General features: G+C 42.3%; 8 protein-coding genes. 3 read left to right on the top strand and 5 right to left on the bottom strand.

What is annotated here, in order from left to right:
* Positions 1 to 37 precede the first annotated feature (37 nt).
* The 4 genes from JWG45_RS21910 to JWG45_RS21925 are packed head-to-tail and all read right to left on the bottom strand — an operon-like array spanning position 38 to position 11,796.
* Positions 38 to 7,801, bottom strand: a complete 7,764-nt coding sequence (locus tag JWG45_RS21910) for a PD40 domain-containing protein (protein WP_205281733.1) — start codon at positions 7,799 to 7,801, stop codon at positions 38 to 40.
* Positions 7,802 to 7,804: 3 nt separating this feature from the next.
* Positions 7,805 to 8,416 (bottom strand): DUF1318 domain-containing protein, encoded by a 612-nt coding sequence (locus JWG45_RS21915; protein WP_205281734.1) that lies wholly within the window; start codon positions 8,414 to 8,416, stop codon positions 7,805 to 7,807.
* A gap of 12 nt (positions 8,417 to 8,428) precedes the next feature.
* Positions 8,429 to 11,440, bottom strand: a complete 3,012-nt coding sequence (locus tag JWG45_RS21920; RefSeq protein ID WP_205281735.1) for an LIC_11026 family protein — start codon at positions 11,438 to 11,440, stop codon at positions 8,429 to 8,431.
* 14 nt (positions 11,441 to 11,454) lie between these two features.
* Positions 11,455 to 11,796 (bottom strand): STAS domain-containing protein, encoded by a 342-nt coding sequence (locus JWG45_RS21925; RefSeq protein ID WP_000695903.1) that lies wholly within the window; start codon positions 11,794 to 11,796, stop codon positions 11,455 to 11,457.
* A gap of 206 nt (positions 11,797 to 12,002) precedes the next feature.
* Between JWG45_RS21925 and JWG45_RS21930 the strand changes: the two genes are divergently transcribed.
* The 3 genes from JWG45_RS21930 to JWG45_RS21940 all read left to right on the top strand — a co-directional run bounded on the left by JWG45_RS21930 (position 12,003) and on the right by JWG45_RS21940 (position 17,192).
* On the top strand, positions 12,003 to 12,989 hold the full coding sequence (locus JWG45_RS21930; protein ID WP_205281736.1) for a glycosyltransferase family 2 protein: 987 nt from the start codon (positions 12,003 to 12,005) through the stop codon (positions 12,987 to 12,989).
* A gap of 32 nt (positions 12,990 to 13,021) precedes the next feature.
* A complete protein-coding gene (locus tag JWG45_RS21935; RefSeq protein ID WP_205281737.1) occupies positions 13,022 to 14,911 on the top strand; it encodes a hypothetical protein in 1,890 nt (629 codons plus the stop codon).
* Positions 14,912 to 15,176: 265 nt separating this feature from the next.
* On the top strand, positions 15,177 to 17,192 hold the full coding sequence (locus JWG45_RS21940) for a PAS domain S-box protein (RefSeq protein WP_205281738.1): 2,016 nt from the start codon (positions 15,177 to 15,179) through the stop codon (positions 17,190 to 17,192).
* 20 nt (positions 17,193 to 17,212) lie between these two features.
* On the opposite strand, the gene JWG45_RS21945 is transcribed toward JWG45_RS21940, so the two are convergent.
* Positions 17,213 to 18,052, bottom strand: coding sequence for a sterol desaturase family protein (locus JWG45_RS21945; protein ID WP_205281739.1), 840 nt, complete (start codon positions 18,050 to 18,052; stop codon positions 17,213 to 17,215).
* Between the last annotated feature and the right edge of the window lie 63 nt (positions 18,053 to 18,115).

Raw genomic sequence — 18,115 nt, forward strand, 5'->3', positions numbered from 1 at the left:
ACACTCCGAGATAACTTCGAAGAAGTGTTTCAAGAGATCATTCTTCCAGAATCAAACTGTTCGTATACAATCGATAGCCGTTCCAAACACGATCCAACGGATAAGCTTCCTTGATCGCATCCAAAGATTCTTGAAAACGAATATAGAGCGGAACTTTTGTTCGGCTTCTTTTGGTTAGGCGTTTTAAAAAGTCGACGTGGGCGGTATCACTTTGCTCGCCGATAAAAATTACCCCCGGACCGATAAACCCTTGAGCAAGCCAATAAAAGGTGTCCCTATAATTGATAGTATCGGATCTTTCCTCATCCAAAAAAGAAGAAGTAAAAATCCAATTTCCCTTTCTCTGGGGCCCCAAGGAATCGGAAACGTTTCTCCCGCCGATCGTCAAGCTTACCTGATTTACGATTTCAAGAGGATATTGAAGAACATACAAACGACTCTTGGGATCGGATCCAAGATCGCCCGAGCCGATCTCGAAGGTTTGTAGATCCTTCAAGGTCTTTTGCCAGACTGCTTCCGGTTTGGAACTTGCTAAAAATTGAATCTGATATTCCGGGTTGAATTCTTCCTGAGTGGAAAAGACCGGATTCGCGATCAAAGATTCCGGGTCGTTTACAAGATAAAAACGGTCTTCCGTTCTAGGGACCAAAGGAACTCGAAAATGATAAGAACTCAAATAGAGATACGTGAGTTTGTTCTTCGCGAGTTTGATGCTTTTTCTATATTCGTTTTCCAACTCTTCCCGAAGTAAAACCTCGTATCCGCCACGGGAAGCTTCTTCGAGATATTGAAAAAGGGAGGCTCGAAACTTACGATTGTCCTTAATCGCGAGATCCCCCTTCGACTTTCCCTTTACAAAACGAATATAAAACGATTCCAAACCGAGATCCATCACGGATAAAAATTCCTGGTCCTTCGGAAGTTTTTCTTTGAGACGTTCCGAAACCGATGCGAACACTGGAATATCCTTGTAATCGGCGTTGTGATTTAAGACCAAAGGCCTGCTCATAGAAACCAAGTCTTTCGCCAAAGAAAGATCGAAAAAAACTTCCGAGTTGTTCTTTCTAAAGGATAACTTCTGCAAAAATGTGATCAAATCCAAAAGTTCGATGCGATCCCTGGAATGAAACGGTTTTCCTTTTTTGGAACGGACAAAAACGTTTAAGAATTCTACAAACTCGGTCGGCGGCTTGGACACGACCTTATCGTATAACGGAAGCCATTCTCCCCGTTCCGTACCGGAAACGGTTCCCACTTTTTGATTTTTATGAAAATCTAATTTTTCTAAAAAGACATTCTTTTCTTTGAATATGATTTTGTATTCATTGCCGATCTTGTATTCCGAACCGATTTTTTCGATCCAATTTCGGCTCTTCTCCAATTCTCCTCGAGACAAAAGCGCTTGAGAATAACCTAATACCATTCTTAAAGCTCTTGATTTCGCCCCGATACCCCATTCGAATTCCACAAGGGAATTCGCCAAAAGATCGGCCTCCTCGTTTTCCTGAAACGGAACCGCGTACAAAATCAGATGATAAAGAAGACTTCTCTCTTCTGGATCCAAGGATTCGAACAGTTTGGAAGAATTTCCGTAAACTTCCGAGTATAAAGAATACGGAGAAAACCAAGCGCCCGTAATTTCTCGTTTCCAATTCAAAAACAACCTTTCCCGAAACTTACCGGTATCCTCTTCAGCTTCTTTTTTCTTTAGAACTTCAAAAGCCGCGTCCCATTTGCCGGAAAGAATGAGATACAATTCCTCCTTTCTAAAAATCTGATTCTTAGAAAGATTGGATCCCTGCAAAAAATATTTCTGAGCCAGAAGACTTTGTTGAATTTCTTCCACCTCTTTTGTCTCCTCGGAATCGGTCGCCAACACAAGCGCGTTGTTATAAGCAAAATCTCCGACTTCCCACTCGTAGAGATTTCTGGAAATTTTAAGTATCCTTTTGTAATAAGAATAAGGATCGTAAAACGATGCAATCCACTTGGGCGACACACGAAGCGATTCAGGGGAAACCGGGATACCGCTCCTAAGAGAATATAAGGATAAAAGAATATTCTTTTTTTCTAAATTATCCACATCTTGGGGAGAATAAGATTCGCAATCCTGCAGATTCTGATCCAGGTAACAGGTCAAAAGCGCCGAAAAAAGAACCGAATCCTTTTCATCCTTATTATTCAAAACATCTGAATAGATATCCTTTAATGAAACTCCCGTGGAAAGTTTCCACTTCAGACGAAGGAGATCCAATTCTCCCGAAACGACGGGACTTGTCTCAGTATTCACCGAACGATATGAAAAAGCGTGAGAATAAGCTTCTCGAATCTGATCTTTTCTTTCGTGATTTCGAGCTGATTCGTAGGACTTGTTTCCGATTTTGTAATCGGATTTAATTCTTAAAATACTCGCACCCACGAAGATATTTCCAGGAAGAGGTTTTTCTAAAACCGTTTCCGGTGGGTTTTCGGAACAGTTTTGTTTGAGCTTACAAAGCGAGACATTTCGAATACCGGAAGCGCTTAAGAGTTCGTAAGCTTCGGATATTTTCCCGAGATCCTCAAAATCTTCTCCGTAAAATAAGGCGGATGAGATTTCATTACGATTGTGAAAAAGGTCTTTCAGCGCGAGTTCTTTCGCGGAAAAACTCTCACCGAAGGAATTGTCGCCTTCCACTTTTGGAAAAAGGGAAATTATCAAATCCGTATCCAACAGCCTGGAAAGAATCCGGTTTGACTCCGTCTTTTTTATTCTTAAAGTAGAATCATTGTTAGGTGATCCTTCCATAAGGGCCGCAGATCTGAGTGGTCTGAAATCCTTTTCTTGAAGGGGTCTGAGATGAGAAGGCCTAAAAACCAAGGAATGTTTTTGGGGAAGGCTCTCTTGTAAGGATTGAAGATTGATTCCGCCGTCCAGCTGCACAAACCAAACCTTCCGACTTGCAAAAGGGACCTTACCGGAATTTGAGATTTGTTTTAAAACTTCTTTCGGATCTCCGTTCAACGTTAGATATTCTTCCGTCGAGGAACCGGCTCGATAGATTTTTATCTTAGAATTGGATGATTCCATTCTCAGATAACCCTCTCCGTCACCGAGAAGCACTTGTGCTGAAGGTTCCTCCGAAAAAATTCCCACATACCCGTCTAGGTTCGGGTTTTTGGTTTTTATCTTGGTAAGAATTTTATCCAGATCCTTTGCAAAACCTTGATAGTCCTTTTGTGCGGAATCCGACTTTTCTTTTTTTTCCAACAGGTTCTGAATCGCAGCGTACGCGAACTTTTGTTTTTTAAGAAGAACATGAAGTTGATTTACATCCGCCGTAAACCCCGAGTCTTCCGATTCGTGAGGGATTCTTACGAACTGCCGATACAAATTGATCTTATGAAGACGATCTAAACTCTTAAATCCTTCCGCCAACCTCCCTGACTCGAAATAAATCTCGGCTTGTATTTTAAAAAGTCTGTGTATTACAAAAAACTTAAGTTCTCCGATCAGATGGGGATGAGATAGGAGAAGAGCGGATGCCTTGTCTATTTTCTCTTTTGCCCTCGTGTAACTTTTTTCGTTTTGTAAAATTTCGGCCTGAACGACGAGACATTCGATCCACTCCTGGATATAATAAAATTCATTCGCGGATTCCGCAGATAGTTCCAAAAGATTTTTGGCTCTTTCTTCGTCCCCCAAGCGAACGTAAAGAGCGGCTCTGCTCAAAGAATGCAAAATTCTTTCTCTTCTCGAATACGGATCCGCAGGCAATCCGACTACCTCCTTCGGAACCTGGGACGGATTTTCCAGAAGCCCTGCGGACAAACCGAACATCTCAAAGGCCGAAGCCGATTCTCCGAGACGAAAGAACTGCTCTCCTAAATAATAATATACTAATGCAAGCGTTGGATCGTGATCAGGATTTGCGGCGTAAAACCGAAGGTGGCACTTTTTTCGTTCCGAGTGGATCATCTCTTCGATATATTGAGCATCACCCAGACAACGATTCACAAAATCTTGTTTTGAACCTACCAAAGTTTCCAGAGCCGTTTGTAAGGTTTCCGATTCCAAGTTCGGATCTTCCTTGGAGTTCTCCAGGTGCGCAAAAAAAGAATAAAGCCCTCTTCGAAAGGAAATGCGCGCCTTCGATACAAATCCTTGATCCGATTCGAACTTCTCAGCGTCTTCATAGAGGGTCATCGCGGCTTTGAATTCCTCTCTTTTGAAGCGTAGATATCCCAAATCATTAAACGAATTGGATCGAATGAGAGCGCCCGCAAGAGTGCGGCCGAGTCCCTTGGATTTCACGTAGGAAAGACGGGCGTTAATCTCTTCAATCGCCTTTTCGATTTCGTAGGAGTGAATGAGATTATTGACTCTAATTCCACTTGTCATCAAAGGTTGAAACTTTGGCGAAATCGCCTCAGGAAATCTTCCTTCCCCGGAAATTCTCACTCCGTCCGGAACCGCCACATCCCAGACAAAGTCCCAGAAATAATCCCAAAAAGTAATCTTCACACCCTTGGGAATCCAATCCCCTCCTCTTCCGGAGGAGATTTTTTCAGCATCTTGTAGATGAGATTCCGATAATTTAAATTTTCCTAATTTTTGATAACAGAGCGCGAGTCCGTTATGAAGATTGACCGGATCGATCCAACCTTTGTCTCCGTTGAGTGAAAGCGCGTCCTTATAAAACAAAACCGCGTTTGAAAATTCTCCGGATTCCATATAAGAAAGACCGGTTAACGTGAAAAGCAGGGCTAACTTAAACTTATACTGCTGAAGTTTTTCCGGTCCTTCCTTTCCCGCCAAAGTTTTTCTCGACTCGTTTTCAAAGTACAAACCCGCGGCGGCTTTGAGTTTGCCGACCGCCGATTTATAGTCCGCCACATAGATCGAAGATCTCGCGGAATTAAAAAGAAACATTGCCTTTTGACGATAATTCTCAAATTGCGTTTTTGAAATGATGTAATTGGAAAGAGAATCGACCTTAGAATACTGTTCGTTAGCTCTAGGATAATTTTTTAATAGGAAGTAGTTGTTTCCGAGATTCAATCTGAGATCGGAAAGTGCCTTTTTATTCTCGAAATTCTCGCCTAAGAGTTCGAGAACCTGACTGTAGAGTTCGATGTTTTCCTCGAAGTTTTTTTCCGGAAAGTATTTCTTATACACTCCTGAATATTTTTCCTCGTCGGTCGGCTGGTCTTCCCCGGATTTTCTCCCTTTTAAAATGTCTATATACTGATACATCCAACCCAAAAGCTGATAGGCTTCGTAATATCGGGGATCGGCAAAGATGATCCATCTCAATTCATATTCAGCTTGTTTAAAGTCTCGGAGAATCTCCTCCTTTCTCGCTGAAGTCATCGAATCGGCGGCGTTATAATAGCTTTCGCGAATCACACTTCGATTGACCAAATAATAAGAATAGCCGTAGAGAGTCGCCAGATCCAAAACGGGACGCGATCTAGGAACCGCAATTTTATAATACTGATTTATATAAGCGAGCCCTTCTTCCGCAAGAGGATCGACGCTCGCGATATCGATGATGTCGATTTGTTTCAAAAGAGCCTTTTGTTTTTCTTCGCTAAGAAAGCCGGCGAGTTTAAAGACAGCATCAACCATCATCCTTTGATAATATACGGCGTATTCCTTATACAAGGTTTCCAAGAATAGATTTCTGCTCTTTACGAGAAACATATTCTCCGTATTATAGAAATAGTGAAAGGCCGCATCTTGAAGATTTCCCCTTCGATCGTGGTCCCTCGCTTTGTTTTCGAAGTATATAAAAGACCGTTCGATTTCTTTCTCTTCAAGATCCACGCCCAACAAAGGATCGTATTTTTCAAGATAGATCCGTAGTTCGTCGAAGGACTTTTGAACCTCTCCAAGACCTTTGAAGTTGTCCGATTTCAGAAGATGTCCTTTTAAAAAAAGAGGATCGGTTTCTGCGACGGAAGAAAGAAAGGAGTTCATCAAAGAATTACTCTCTTCAAAAGAGCCTTTTCCATTCAGACCGAGAGCTTTGATATATAAGAAATATTGAAACAAACGTGGAGATTTTTTCTCCAGGAAATTCGTAGAAATTCCCGCATCAGCTGCGCTCATTCTCTCCGAAAAATTCTTACCTTCTAAAAGTTCACGATCGATTTGTGCGTAGAGGAGTTTAAGATCTTCTTTTCCTGCATTCGGATCGTTTGCGATCGAATAAAACGTCTCGGGGATTTTGTAAGAATGAATCGAAGCGTTTTTGAACTGGAGATCCCCCGATTTTCGGTAGATGTCCCTGATCCGATAATAGCTCGGATACAAGTTTAGAATTTCCTGATATAGTTTGAGGGATGTTTTCAAATCCCCCGCTATCCCGGAAAGATCTGCTTCTTCCTCCAGAAGCGAAGCCAGAACGTTTGCAGAGACGGAGGCGACGGTTTTGATTTGTTCGTAGTATTTTTTCAGTTCCTGTATCGCGGAACCGTTCGAGGATTTTCGTTCCTCCGCCAAAAATAAACCGTAGGCAAGCCCCGCAGAAGGATGAAGCCGCGTTGAAAAAATTTCCTTTTTTACGTTTTCCGCGACCGAGCTTCTTCCGGAATCGCGAGCTTCCTTGTACTTGAGAAGAAGCGATTTGGAATGAATGAGAGGAAAAATCGGATCTTGGGAAAAATAAAAATCGATCGCGTCGATTGCGAGGAGAAAATCTTCGAAACTCTGTTTATCCCTGTATTGAAGCGCAAGTTCGTATTGGGAAATGATATCCTTCTCTTTCGAAACGGATCCGGACGCAGGGATAAAATAGATATTAAGAGTATTATAATATGCTGCCGTAAAAAGAACCGAACCTCCGTTAAACGAAGAAAACTTGGAGTCAAAAAGGGAATCGTTTCCGGAGGTAAGCTGCCGCGCGACTCCGGTTTTTAGATCCTTTCTCACGATCAAACTGTTGTCCCTTTCGTCCAAACGGCCGTTTTTATTTGTATCGTTTCGAATCGAAGTATAAAACAGATAACGATTATCGGTCGAGAGAGAGGGTGAAAAGTTGAGATAAGGATCCGAAGTGACTCTTTCCTTTTTTCCGGAAGCCACATCCAAAAGATAGATATCACCCGTGTTTGAGGATTCGTAGGAAAGATAGGTGATCGTTTTTCCATCTGCGGACCAGACCGGCGAAGTTCCGCCGTTCTGAGTCAAAAGTCTCATCGGCTCCTTTTCATCGGTGTCCAGAACGACCAAGTTTTGAACGCCGGGGCTCAATCGATCGGAAGAAAAAACTACTCTACGGTTGTCTGGAGAAAAAGAAGGATCGGTATCTACAAAACCGTCCTTTTTGCCGGAATCGGAAAAATTAGGATTTGTTAATACAACAAAATCTGAATTTAGAAAACGTTTTCCTTGGAGAATCTTTTCCGCCCAATAAGAAGGGTCCATTTCAAGCAAAACGATATCCCCGGAAGAATCGTACTGTTCGGAAACAAAAACCAACTTGGTTCCGTCGGGGCTGATCGCGGGTTTTAACTCCGGGGCAGGATGTTCCGTGACCGGGACTGTGATCGAACTTTTGAGATCACGAAACCAGATGTCGTAATTTCCTTTTTGTCCCGTTGTGTAAAAAAGATATCTGCCGTCGGCGGTCGCGGAATTGTATAAGTTATTTCCTCTTTGAACTGTGAGAGGAAAAGGTTTTTCGTTTTCGGGAGTGAAATAGTTAACCGCAATCGAGGAATAATTAAACTCGAGCGGTTTAATCTTCGCACTCGATTTCAAAAGTGCACACTGATAAAGAAAAATAAAACCGAAAAGCCAGGAGAAACGAATCATCACTTACTCCTTAAGCACCCATTTGCCGGGGGACTTTTCGTAGTATTCGCCTTTTTCCACGAGTCGATACCAGGTTTGTTCCAGATGTATCCGAAGATTTGCAAACGATTCCTTTGAATCCGTTTTTGTTTTCCCGTCTATCTTTGCGGAAATCACTTTGTTTCTGTGTTCGTTAGCGAGAGAAATCAGGGAATCGATCCGTGATTTGATTTCCTTTTTAGAAAGTTCATTTTTGATTCCTGCTTCAGCCGCAGAAGGATTGATTCGAAGTTTGCCGTCTCTTCCTTCCGCGAGAAAGCCCTCCTCTTTCCACGTTTTGATCTCTGGGGCTAGATAGGCAAGAGCCCTTAAGGACATTAGAATATTCTTATCTCCTTGCGCATACGCGTCTCCAGAATAATCCTTTTTCCAAACCTCGGAGCCTGCGGATGAAGTTTTGATCGAAGAGATAAGCCAACCGTCCTTCTCTAGAATCCGATCCTCTCCGATCATCTGTTTTTCGGAGGAAGTCTGAGTCTGTGTGAACGTGATCAAAGGAGATTTGATGATACAACCGGAAAATAAAATCCCTAAGAATAAGATACGAACGTTTCGATTGAGAATAATAGGTTTCATGTTGGAGCTCCTTCACTGATACGTGTCGATTTCGGATCGTGCTCTTTTTAAGAAGTTTGCGAGAGGCATTCTTTGCTGTGAAATCTGACTGTTTTCCAAATTGATAATCGTGTTCAAAATAGAACGTTTGAACTGAATGACAGCGTAGACAAGCCCCTTAGAAAGCTCCACTTCGATCTTATCCACGGCATAACTATTGTAGATAAAATCGGTGAATACGTTCGAGGGAGTGAAAATATTCACAGCGCTTTTAGCAAAATCCTGTCCGATCTGAAAGACGCTAAAGAAAAGATTTATATTCGGAATCGGATCCGCGAGATTTCGACCGGAAACGTTTAGATCGGCCTTGATCTTTCCGTCGTCGATCTTGGATCTGCTTTTCGGAGGAAGGAGTTGTTTTAGATCGATATCCTTAATCTGAACGACCGCGCTAAACTCCATCGTCTCCGGCCGCCCCTCACCCACGTTCACGAGAATATCCTTTCCGGTAATGAGACCGTCTAACGTTAGAATTTTCAAATATTCTAATTTAAGAAAGTTTTCGGAGTAATCGATCCTCGCCGACAAACCAGGCTGACCGGCTTTTGGTTTTACATAGTCGAAAGGAAGGCCGCTGATGGAAGGATGAGTTCCTACGATCTGTTTGATCGTAAAGTTCGGGATGGGAACTCTTCCGTAAGTTTTGATGAACTTCTCCTTGTTCCCGTCGATAAGATTCGCAGTCGTTTTGACCGCCAGGTCGTGGACAAACGGAAATTCCGCATTCATTCCTTCGATCTGATAGAGTTTACAATCTTCGCCGGGGCAAAAGGAGTTCGCATAACCGACGTTCGTATTTTTTGAAAGTAGGCTTCCGCTCGCGATCGAATTTTTCAAACGAAACCCGATCGAAAAAAGCCCTTGAAAAGTAATCCCTTTAAAAAGATAGGCGGGGTTTTCGGATTTAAAAACGATCCCACCCTTGAGATCGGGAATCAGATCGCCGAACACACCTTCTTCCGTCTTAGCCGCTTTGCGGAGATTTCCGCTGGCTTCCATCCTAAATCTGGATTGGAACGCAGTAAGGGTAAATTTCGGAAGTGTAATGGAAGAATCGTTTCCAATCTTAACGTCCAGATCCAGCTTTAAATCCTGAACTTGAATTCCTGGGAGGTCAAAAAGAAGATTTCCTGAAATCGTTTGGGCTCCTTCCATAAGAGCGTAGTCCGCGTTCCCATCGAGGTTGATTTGATTTCCTAAATTACTTCGAACCGGAATCAGACTTTCCCTAAGAGAAAGAGGAAGTGTAGGTGTTAGTCGATCGAGCGTCGTTTTCAGCTGCAAGGAGGAAAGGACCATTCGAAATCCTTTTTCAAGAAAAAGAATTCCTTTCGAAGAAATCGCGAGGGATTCTTTTCCATCCGTTCCTTTTGTGAGAAGGAAAAGAGAATCGAGCTTTACGACGCTCGGAATAAAGGGTTTCTCGAATTGAATCTGAGACTTGACTTCCATCCCGACCGGAATCGGAGAGGATTTTCCCCTTCCCATCGGAAAACGAAAACCTCCGATCTGAACACCTCCGAGTACATTCAAAGAATGGAATGAACCGCCGACCTTCAGTTGTAGTCCGAGAAGACCGTTGAGAGTTTTTACATATTCCGTAAGATTTAATTTTTGAACCGCAAGATTCAAGTCGAGTTCGGATCCTCGAAGAATGCTTCCCGTCGCTGCAAGTTCGATCCCGTTGTAAGTGAGGGTCAATTCTTTCAATTCCAGATTTTCGAGAATCGGAAGCGGTTTGGACGCGCTCGGAGATTCTTGTGTGAGAGGATGTAGGATAGAATCCGCGACCAAACGTAAGGTCGGTATTTTATGATTTTTGCCCGCGATAGAAACGAGAAGATCTTTTGCGGAAATATCCGCTGACACTTTCAAACGAGTGTCTTTACCGGAGATCATGATCGGAGCCAGACTCAATTCTCCATCCAACTGCATCTTTGGAATTCCGGGAATCGTGGATAAAAAATCGGAGAGCGGTTTTAATCGAATCGAAGATTTCTGAATTGCAAATTGAACGTTTCTTTCTTTGGAAGAAACTCCGGTGATCTCACCCGCGCCTTGTAACCAAACGTCTTGATTCACCTTCCATTCTAAACTTTCGAGTTTGAGTTTGTCCTCTTTTTCAAGATAACCGAGTTGATAACGGAATGCAAAACCGAAAGGAGCCAAGAGTTGATTGCGGACACGGATCGGAATCGAATCGGAACCGATATCGGCCTTCGAAACAAGAAGGCCTCCGGCGACGGAATCGTCTCTTGTGAGTTCGAGATTCATTCGAAAAGGTTGATTCAGAGATTTGGAATCGTCTTCGAAAAAAATCTGAACCGTCTTTTCGGGGTTCAATTGAAAACGAAGCGTATCAATCAACTGAAGAATTCTTAGATTCAAAGGGATCGTTCGAAATCGAACCGTATCCAATTCCAAGGCGAGATTGAATCCTTCCAAACCCGCTTTGTAAGAGGAAAGACCCGACTCCGAAGTAACGTGAACAAAAAGATCTTTGAGTTCGAACCGAACATAAGCGCTCACAGGAAGATACGTTGTGATCTCTTCAAGAGGAGTGGACATTTCTTCCTTTTCCGGAACCTGATCCGAAGGAGGAAAGAGTTTGGAAAGATTCCATTCTCCTTTTTTTTGTCTCAGATCGACGTTCAATCCAACGAGTGCAATTCTTGAAAGTTTGGCCCTTCCCAAAACGATCAGCGGAAGATTGTAAGAAAGATCCAATTCCTTTAAGGAAAATACGGGTTTGTTTTCAAAGGAAGAATCCGATCGAACGGTCACATCTTCCATCGTGAACCCGTACAGAAGTGAGAACTTCGTGACGGTAAAACTCGCGGTTCCCTGAATCGAACCGGAAAGAGCTTTGTTTAAAACGTATTGCCCGGTGAACCGGTTGAATACGAGTTTGTAAATAAATAATAGACTAAAGAGAATGTAATAGAGTCGTTTATGGCGTTGGAAATGACGTTTGAAAGTTTCCACGACTTCTGATTGGATCAGTATTCAAAAGATTCAAGAGCTTCTTCCAGAGTCTTATAGATTTCAAAGATGCTGGCGAGCTTAGTAATCTCCATTAAGTTCTCGATATCGGAATTGAGGTTTGTAAAAACCATTCTTCCTTTTAAGCCGTCGATGTGTTTGTAAATATTCAAAAACATTCCAAGACCTGCGGAGTTGATAAAGGGAACTTTTTTCAAATCGATGATAAATTTCGGAACGTCACCTTTGGAAATGTATTCTTCTATTTTTTGTCCGAGCTCGAACTCATTCCCTGCTTTGATCGGCCCTTCAATCTTGATGATGTGGACGTCGTTTTTCGTGGTGACTTTAATTTTCATAACCCTGACTTGGATATTGGATGCAAGTATAATTTAATTTCCTGGCAATTTGTAAAGAGAATTTTTAAGCATAGCACTAAAAATCAGGGCAAAAACCCGATTTCGCAGACATACCGGCAAAGAAGTGAGCAAGAAGCTTCAAGACGAAAGCCGGGGAATAATTCTGGACAAAAAGCCGACTCCTGCAATCCTTACGGGTACATCTTATGGCCGAAAGACCTCCTCTCCTTTCCGTTGTCATCCCGATCTACAACGAAGAAAAAACCATTCCCGAACTTACGAGAAGACTTTTTATTCTCCAAGACCTTTTGATTCGAAATCGATCCTTTAAAAAAGACGATTTGGAAGTTCTCTTTGTCAACGACGGATCTAGAGACGATAGTTTCGGCGTTCTTAAAAAGTTCTGCGCTCAGACAAGCGGGTTTCATCTCGTAAATCTGTCTCGCAACTACGGTCATCAAACTGCGATTACAGCCGGCATCGATACCGCAAGGGGTGAGGCTGTCGTTGTGATGGACGGAGACTTGCAGGATCCTCCCGAGTTCGTGAACGACCTCTATGGAAAACTACTCGAAGGATACGATGTCGTATATGCAAAGCGGAAAAAAAGACCGGGAGAATCCTGGTTCAAACTTTTGACAGCTCACGTATTTTACAGAATTCTAAAGAAGATCACGAGGTTCGACATCCCGATCGACACGGGCGATTTTAGAATCATGAGTCGAAGAGTCACGAACGTCCTCTGTTCCATGAGAGAACAACATCGTTACATCAGGGGACTCATTTCGTGGATCGGGTTCAAACAAACCGGACTCGAATACGAAAGAGAGGAACGATTCGAGGGCGTCACAAAATTTTCCGTAGGAAAGATGCTCAAATTCGCGTTAGACGGAATTACTTCCTTCTCCTCGGCTCCTCTAAAATTATCCTCTTATCTCGGTTTTTTCACCGCGTTCGGCGGGGCGATTTATGCGTTATTCGTCATCTATCTTCGGATTTTTACTTCCGAGACGATCACGGGATGGAGTTCTATGATGATCGTCGTACTCATCTTAGGCGGAACTCAACTCCTCGCGCTCGGAATGATCGGGGAATACTTAAGTCGTGTCAACGACGAGTCTAAAAACAGACCCCTCTATGTGATCGAAAACGTGTATTCTTCCAAAAACGCAAAACAGACAAAGAAACGATAGAAAGTGACGAATTCACTTTCACGGAGACGAAGATGAAAAAAGATAAATTTCTGATCCCGGGTATTCTACTTTGTTTATTATCCTTGGGACTTGCGTTTTACATGGGTTATGCGAACTGGGAAATTTTTATCCGGACTTGTAGCCTAAAGGATCTTCTAACTTGGGATGAAAACATCCGACTCAACGTCGTCCTCGATCAGTATCAGGATTTTAAGGAGTTCCGTATTTGGAGGGCTTTTTTTCCATTTTTAGAATCTCCCACCTGGCCCCCACTCCGGTCCTTTCTTTCCCTTTTACTCCTTCTTAGCCCGGGAGAAATGCCGATCACTTGGAAAGATTCCTTTTTGGGACTCGTATTCTACGTTCTTTGTTTTCCGACGATCCTCTATGTCGTTTATCAAATCACCGGTTCGGCTTGGAAAGCGGGATTAGTTTCGATTCTTACTCTTGCGCTCACGCTTCATACGACGGAAGCACCTTCTTACAGCCTTTCTTCGATGCTGGAAACACAAGGGATGTTTTTTCTATTATGGACTTATTATACTCTTTATAAAATCTACAAACAGACGGAAGAAGATCCCTATCGAATAGAATTCGACAAAAAGGAAAAAATAGAGTTGTCCGTGATATTTTCACTTTTCGGATTATTTTTTACGAAATATCCGTACGGGCTTCTTTTGTTTATCGCGATCGTCGTCTACGAAGCCGTCTCCAAACCGAAAGAATATTCCGAAATCGTAAAGTTTGCGTTTACAAAACGTTACAGAGGAATTCGAAGAATTTTTCTCATTCTAGTCGTCGCGCTCGTCCTATCACTACCGATTTTGAGAGTAGTCACAAACCTAAACCTGGATCAGAGACAGTTTAAATTGATCATCTACTATTGCTCCGTTCTACTTTTTATCGACTTCAATCTTTTTCTCTACTTTCAAAAAGAAGAATGGAAAAAAATCGCTCCGTCCTCTATCCGAGTGATCTATCTTTATGCGATCGCTCCTTCGCTTGCCTGGATCTTTGCAAACCCGGACCGAGTGATGAGTCTCATCAACGCGCAGATGATCGTAAACGAATATGTGAAAAGTTTCGTCTTCGCTCTTTTTGCGTCTCCTACAACGACGAGCCCTGTGAGTCACGTATTTCAAGAACCTTGGATCTTTCGGATTTTCTTTTTTGGAACGGTCGCTCTGATCTTATGGTTTTTTAAAACCCGTCTTCAGGAAAAAAAGGGAACCGTTCTTACCTCGATCGCCGAAACCTTTCGAGATCCTCTCGTCGCGGTTACGAGCATTCTATTTTTGCAATATATCATCATCGACGCAACCACCGGAAACAAACAACTCAGACACGTATTCCCTCCTCTACCTGCGTTGTTTACGATCTTCTCGCTTTGGGTATTTCGTTTTATCGAAAGTCCGATTAAAAAAGAAAAAATCGCGGCTACGAGCTTCGGTTTGATCGTATTTTTATGGAGCGCAAGTCTTTACCTAAGAGAAGGTGGGCTTTTGACAAAAAGTTTTGAAAAGGTCCAATACTTCTGTTTAAAAGGATTTCAGACCGACCTTTTTCAGCCGGCAAGAGATCTCACCGCAAAAATTTCTCCGGAAGGAAAATACATCGTCTTCAACGGATTTCACGAAGAATTCAACTTTGACAAAAAAGGAAGATTGATCGCCTCCGAAATCGATCTTTTGATGAGAATGAAAACTTTTGAAAAAGGAAAATACCGCAACGATTCCAGACACAAATGGAAAACTTGGGAAGAATTTTCATCCGCGCTCGTGATCACTCCAAGCTGCGGGCAAAAGGAAATGATGGACAAGTTTGCGATCCGTGCTGCGGCCGTTGGCAAAAATACAACTCTCAAAAAAGAATACAAACATCCTTCCGGAAATTACTGCCTTAGAGAATATACGATTCAATAAGAATGAAACTGAAAACCGCATCCATCGATGCGGGTTTTACTTGAGTTTGAAATTCTTAGCCGATCTTCATCTCAAAAACATGCTTCAACCGATCCATCTTCGGTGATTTGAAAAATCCGATTTTCACTGGAAGATCGATTCTTTCCAAGGACCGCAAAAAAAAATCTTAATTCCAAAAGCGAAACTTCTAAAGTAGGGTTCCTCAGAAAATGAATTGCAGGATTGAGAAAGATCGATTTACTCTGGCATTGATTTCAAATCTCGTATGCAGCCTTCCTGGATCATTCCTTCTATTTTTTTTGCACTCACAGCGGTTATCATTCTCAATCTTGTTTATTTATTCTTATATTTGACCGAGAAACATAAATTTCTCTTATTCTGGTTGTTTTCGTGGTTTTTCCAATTAATTTTCCTTCTTGGAAATCTTTACCGGGCAACGCTCGGTCCCGAAGAATGGGTTTCGATCACGACACATTTTGCGGATGTGTCTCGTGCTTTCTTTTTACTGGCGGGTTGTTTTCTTTTTCTAAAAAAAGAAATCCCAAAACATACCTTTTTGTTATTTCCGACCGGTTTTATTTGGGCGATCTTCGAAGAGATTTATTTCCCGGGTTCCGATCTTGCATCGGCTCCTATCTATTTAATCGTCGGCGGGGCTCACATCTATTCGGGGATTCTATTTTTAAAAATCCCTTCCACGTATTATAAAGGAAATCAAATCGCGGGATGGAACTTCATTCTCTGGGGAATCCATATCCTCGATTATCCGCTATTGCGAGGAATTTCCGACTTCGCGATCATCGGCTTCTTGTTAGGCGGGCTTTTTAGATTGAGTTCGGCAATTTCAATTTTACTGATATACTTCGAGTGGTCTAGAGAATCGGAGATCCGACTCGATTCACTTTACAAAAAGATAATAGACACTTCTCAAGAGGGAATTTGGATCATAGATAAAGCGGGAAATACAACGTTTGCTAATCCAAAAATCGGAGAACTCTACGGACTAAAACCCGAAGAGATGTTGGGTGTGAACATTTTGGACGTCGTAGAGCCGGAACGCAGAAACTCGGTTGCCTATCGTCTGGAAGAGAGAAAAAAGGGAAAGACTGAAATCTCAGAATACAACTTCGTAAATCGGCTGGGTGAGAAAAGATTCGCGATCGCCTCGGCAAATCCTTTGTATGACGATTCGGGCAATTACGACGGCGCTCTCGCGATGATCGTAGACATTACGTCTTTGAAGATGGTTGAAGAAAGGCTAAGAGAGAGCGAGAGACAAATCTCCACGATCATCAGCAATATTTCCGGGATTGTGTATCGCTGCAAGAACGATCCTCCCCTCTGGTCCATGGAATATATCAGCGAGGGCTGCCAACAACTCACCGGTTATTCTACGAACGAGTTTTTAGAAAACAAGACCCTCGATTTCGGGGATCTTATATTGGAGGAGGATCGCGTCCAGGTCGAAACTTCGGTTTCGGAATCGGTTGAAGCGGGAAAACCGTTTCAACTTACTTATAGGATCCGAAAGAAAGACGGAAAAATTCAATGGTGTTTCGAACAGGGTATGGGGGTTTTCGATTCTCAAGGAGTTCTACAAGCCTTAGAGGGAGTTATCATAGACTACTCTTTGCCCAAAGAAGCGGAGGAATTGATTAGCAATTCCCTAAAGGAAAAAGAATTACTCTTAAGGGAAATCCATCATAGGGTCAAAAACTATATGCAAGTTTTATCAAGTTTGATAGGACTTCAATCGGAATACTCCGCAGAACCTACTGTACAGAAAGTTTTGGAGGATAGTCAAAATAGGATCGCGTCTATGGCGATGATTCATGAAACATTATATTCCAAAAGTGTGGAGAGTCAGATTTTTCTCCCGGATTATATCCAAAAACTGATTTCAAATCTGATGCATTTTTTCGGTTACGATGAAAAAGAGCTCAAAACCTCCGTTCATTGCGATTCATTGGTGTTAAACCAGGGAATTTTAATTCCCTTAGGTTTGATTCTAAACGAACTCATAACAAATTCGATGAAACACGCGTTTCCAAAAGTAAAGGGAATAAAAAAACTTTCGGTTAGTTTTACGATGGGAAAGGAGAATTCTTCCTGTCTCGAAGTTATCGACAACGGCCCCGGAAAGGATCCGAATTCTCCTCCGAAAAAAGATTCTCTGGGAACAGAATTGATTTCCCTGCTCACCCACCAACTCAAAGGTCGTCTGGAAGAGACGACGTCTAACATAGCTTATACTACACGCGTCTTTTTTCCTCTCAAATAAGGATTCTTTTAAAGGAGTAGTTAGGCCGCTGCCGTCTCTTCAGTTTTTCCGATTGGATCGGATAATCCCGTCGAGGTCGAGTTTGGACTTCGAGAAGAGACATCTTCGAATGTTTCCTTGTATTTTTCATGGTTGGTTCCCATGATCTTGTCCCAAAAGTTGAAGTAGAGGGAAAAGTTACAGTTGAAATACTTATGATGCATGTTGTGATGTGTCGTCGTATTGTGCCAGTTCGTAAACTTGCTTCTTAAAAACCAGGAAGGAAAGAGTTCGTAAGAGAGATGGCCCAAAACGTTAAGCGAAGTCATATAAACGAAAAATACGAGCATCGCCCCTTGATGAAGGGGAAAAAGAACGGACGCAAGCGGAATGATCCCCGCCTCTACGATCGCTTCCAGAGGATGAAAAGAAAACGCCGCCCACGGAGAAGGATTTGTCGATTTATGATGAACGAGATGAAAACTTTTGAATAAAAGTTTATGGTGCATCATCCGATGCGTCCAGTAGAAGTAAGTGTCGTGCAAAAGGATCAAAGCGAAAATGCTGAAGATCAGATAAGCAATTCCGTAGTCGGAGACTTTTTCATAAATGAAATTGTATCCGTTTACCTGAGACCAAGCAGTAAAAATACCGGAAAGTGCAAAGACAAAAAACGTGATCAGGGAATATTTTACTTCGTGCCAAATTCTTGCGGATTCCGGTTTTTTCCCTTGGATGAGTTTGTGCGAAAGTTTTTTACCTAAAAAAATCCAAACGATCAGAAACGCTCCCCCGGCAAAGAGCACATAACGTATGAACAAGGTTCCCCAGACTATCCCGAAAAATCCTGTATAACCGACCTTTGAAAGCAATTCTGACATTCTTCTTTTCTCCAATTCTACAAAATAAGACTCGTAGAATTCCATTTATTATGGCCTGGAAAA

Origin of the sequence: Leptospira ainlahdjerensis (genome assembly GCF_016919175.1) — a bacterium.
GTDB lineage: Bacteria > Spirochaetota > Leptospiria > Leptospirales > Leptospiraceae > Leptospira > Leptospira ainlahdjerensis.

Coding starts and splice junctions, on each gene's coding strand:
- JWG45_RS21910 (WP_205281733.1), bottom strand. CDS start 7,801: ATGATTCGTTTCTCCTGGCTTTTCGGTTTTATTTTTCTTTATCAGTGT.
- JWG45_RS21915 (WP_205281734.1), bottom strand. CDS start 8,416: ATGAAACCTATTATTCTCAATCGAAACGTTCGTATCTTATTCTTAGGG.
- JWG45_RS21925 (WP_000695903.1), bottom strand. CDS start 11,796: ATGAAAATTAAAGTCACCACGAAAAACGACGTCCACATCATCAAGATT.
- JWG45_RS21930 (WP_205281736.1), top strand. CDS start 12,003: ATGGCCGAAAGACCTCCTCTCCTTTCCGTTGTCATCCCGATCTACAAC.
- JWG45_RS21935 (WP_205281737.1), top strand. CDS start 13,022: ATGAAAAAAGATAAATTTCTGATCCCGGGTATTCTACTTTGTTTATTA.
- JWG45_RS21940 (WP_205281738.1), top strand. CDS start 15,177: ATGCAGCCTTCCTGGATCATTCCTTCTATTTTTTTTGCACTCACAGCG.
- JWG45_RS21945 (WP_205281739.1), bottom strand. CDS start 18,052: ATGTCAGAATTGCTTTCAAAGGTCGGTTATACAGGATTTTTCGGGATA.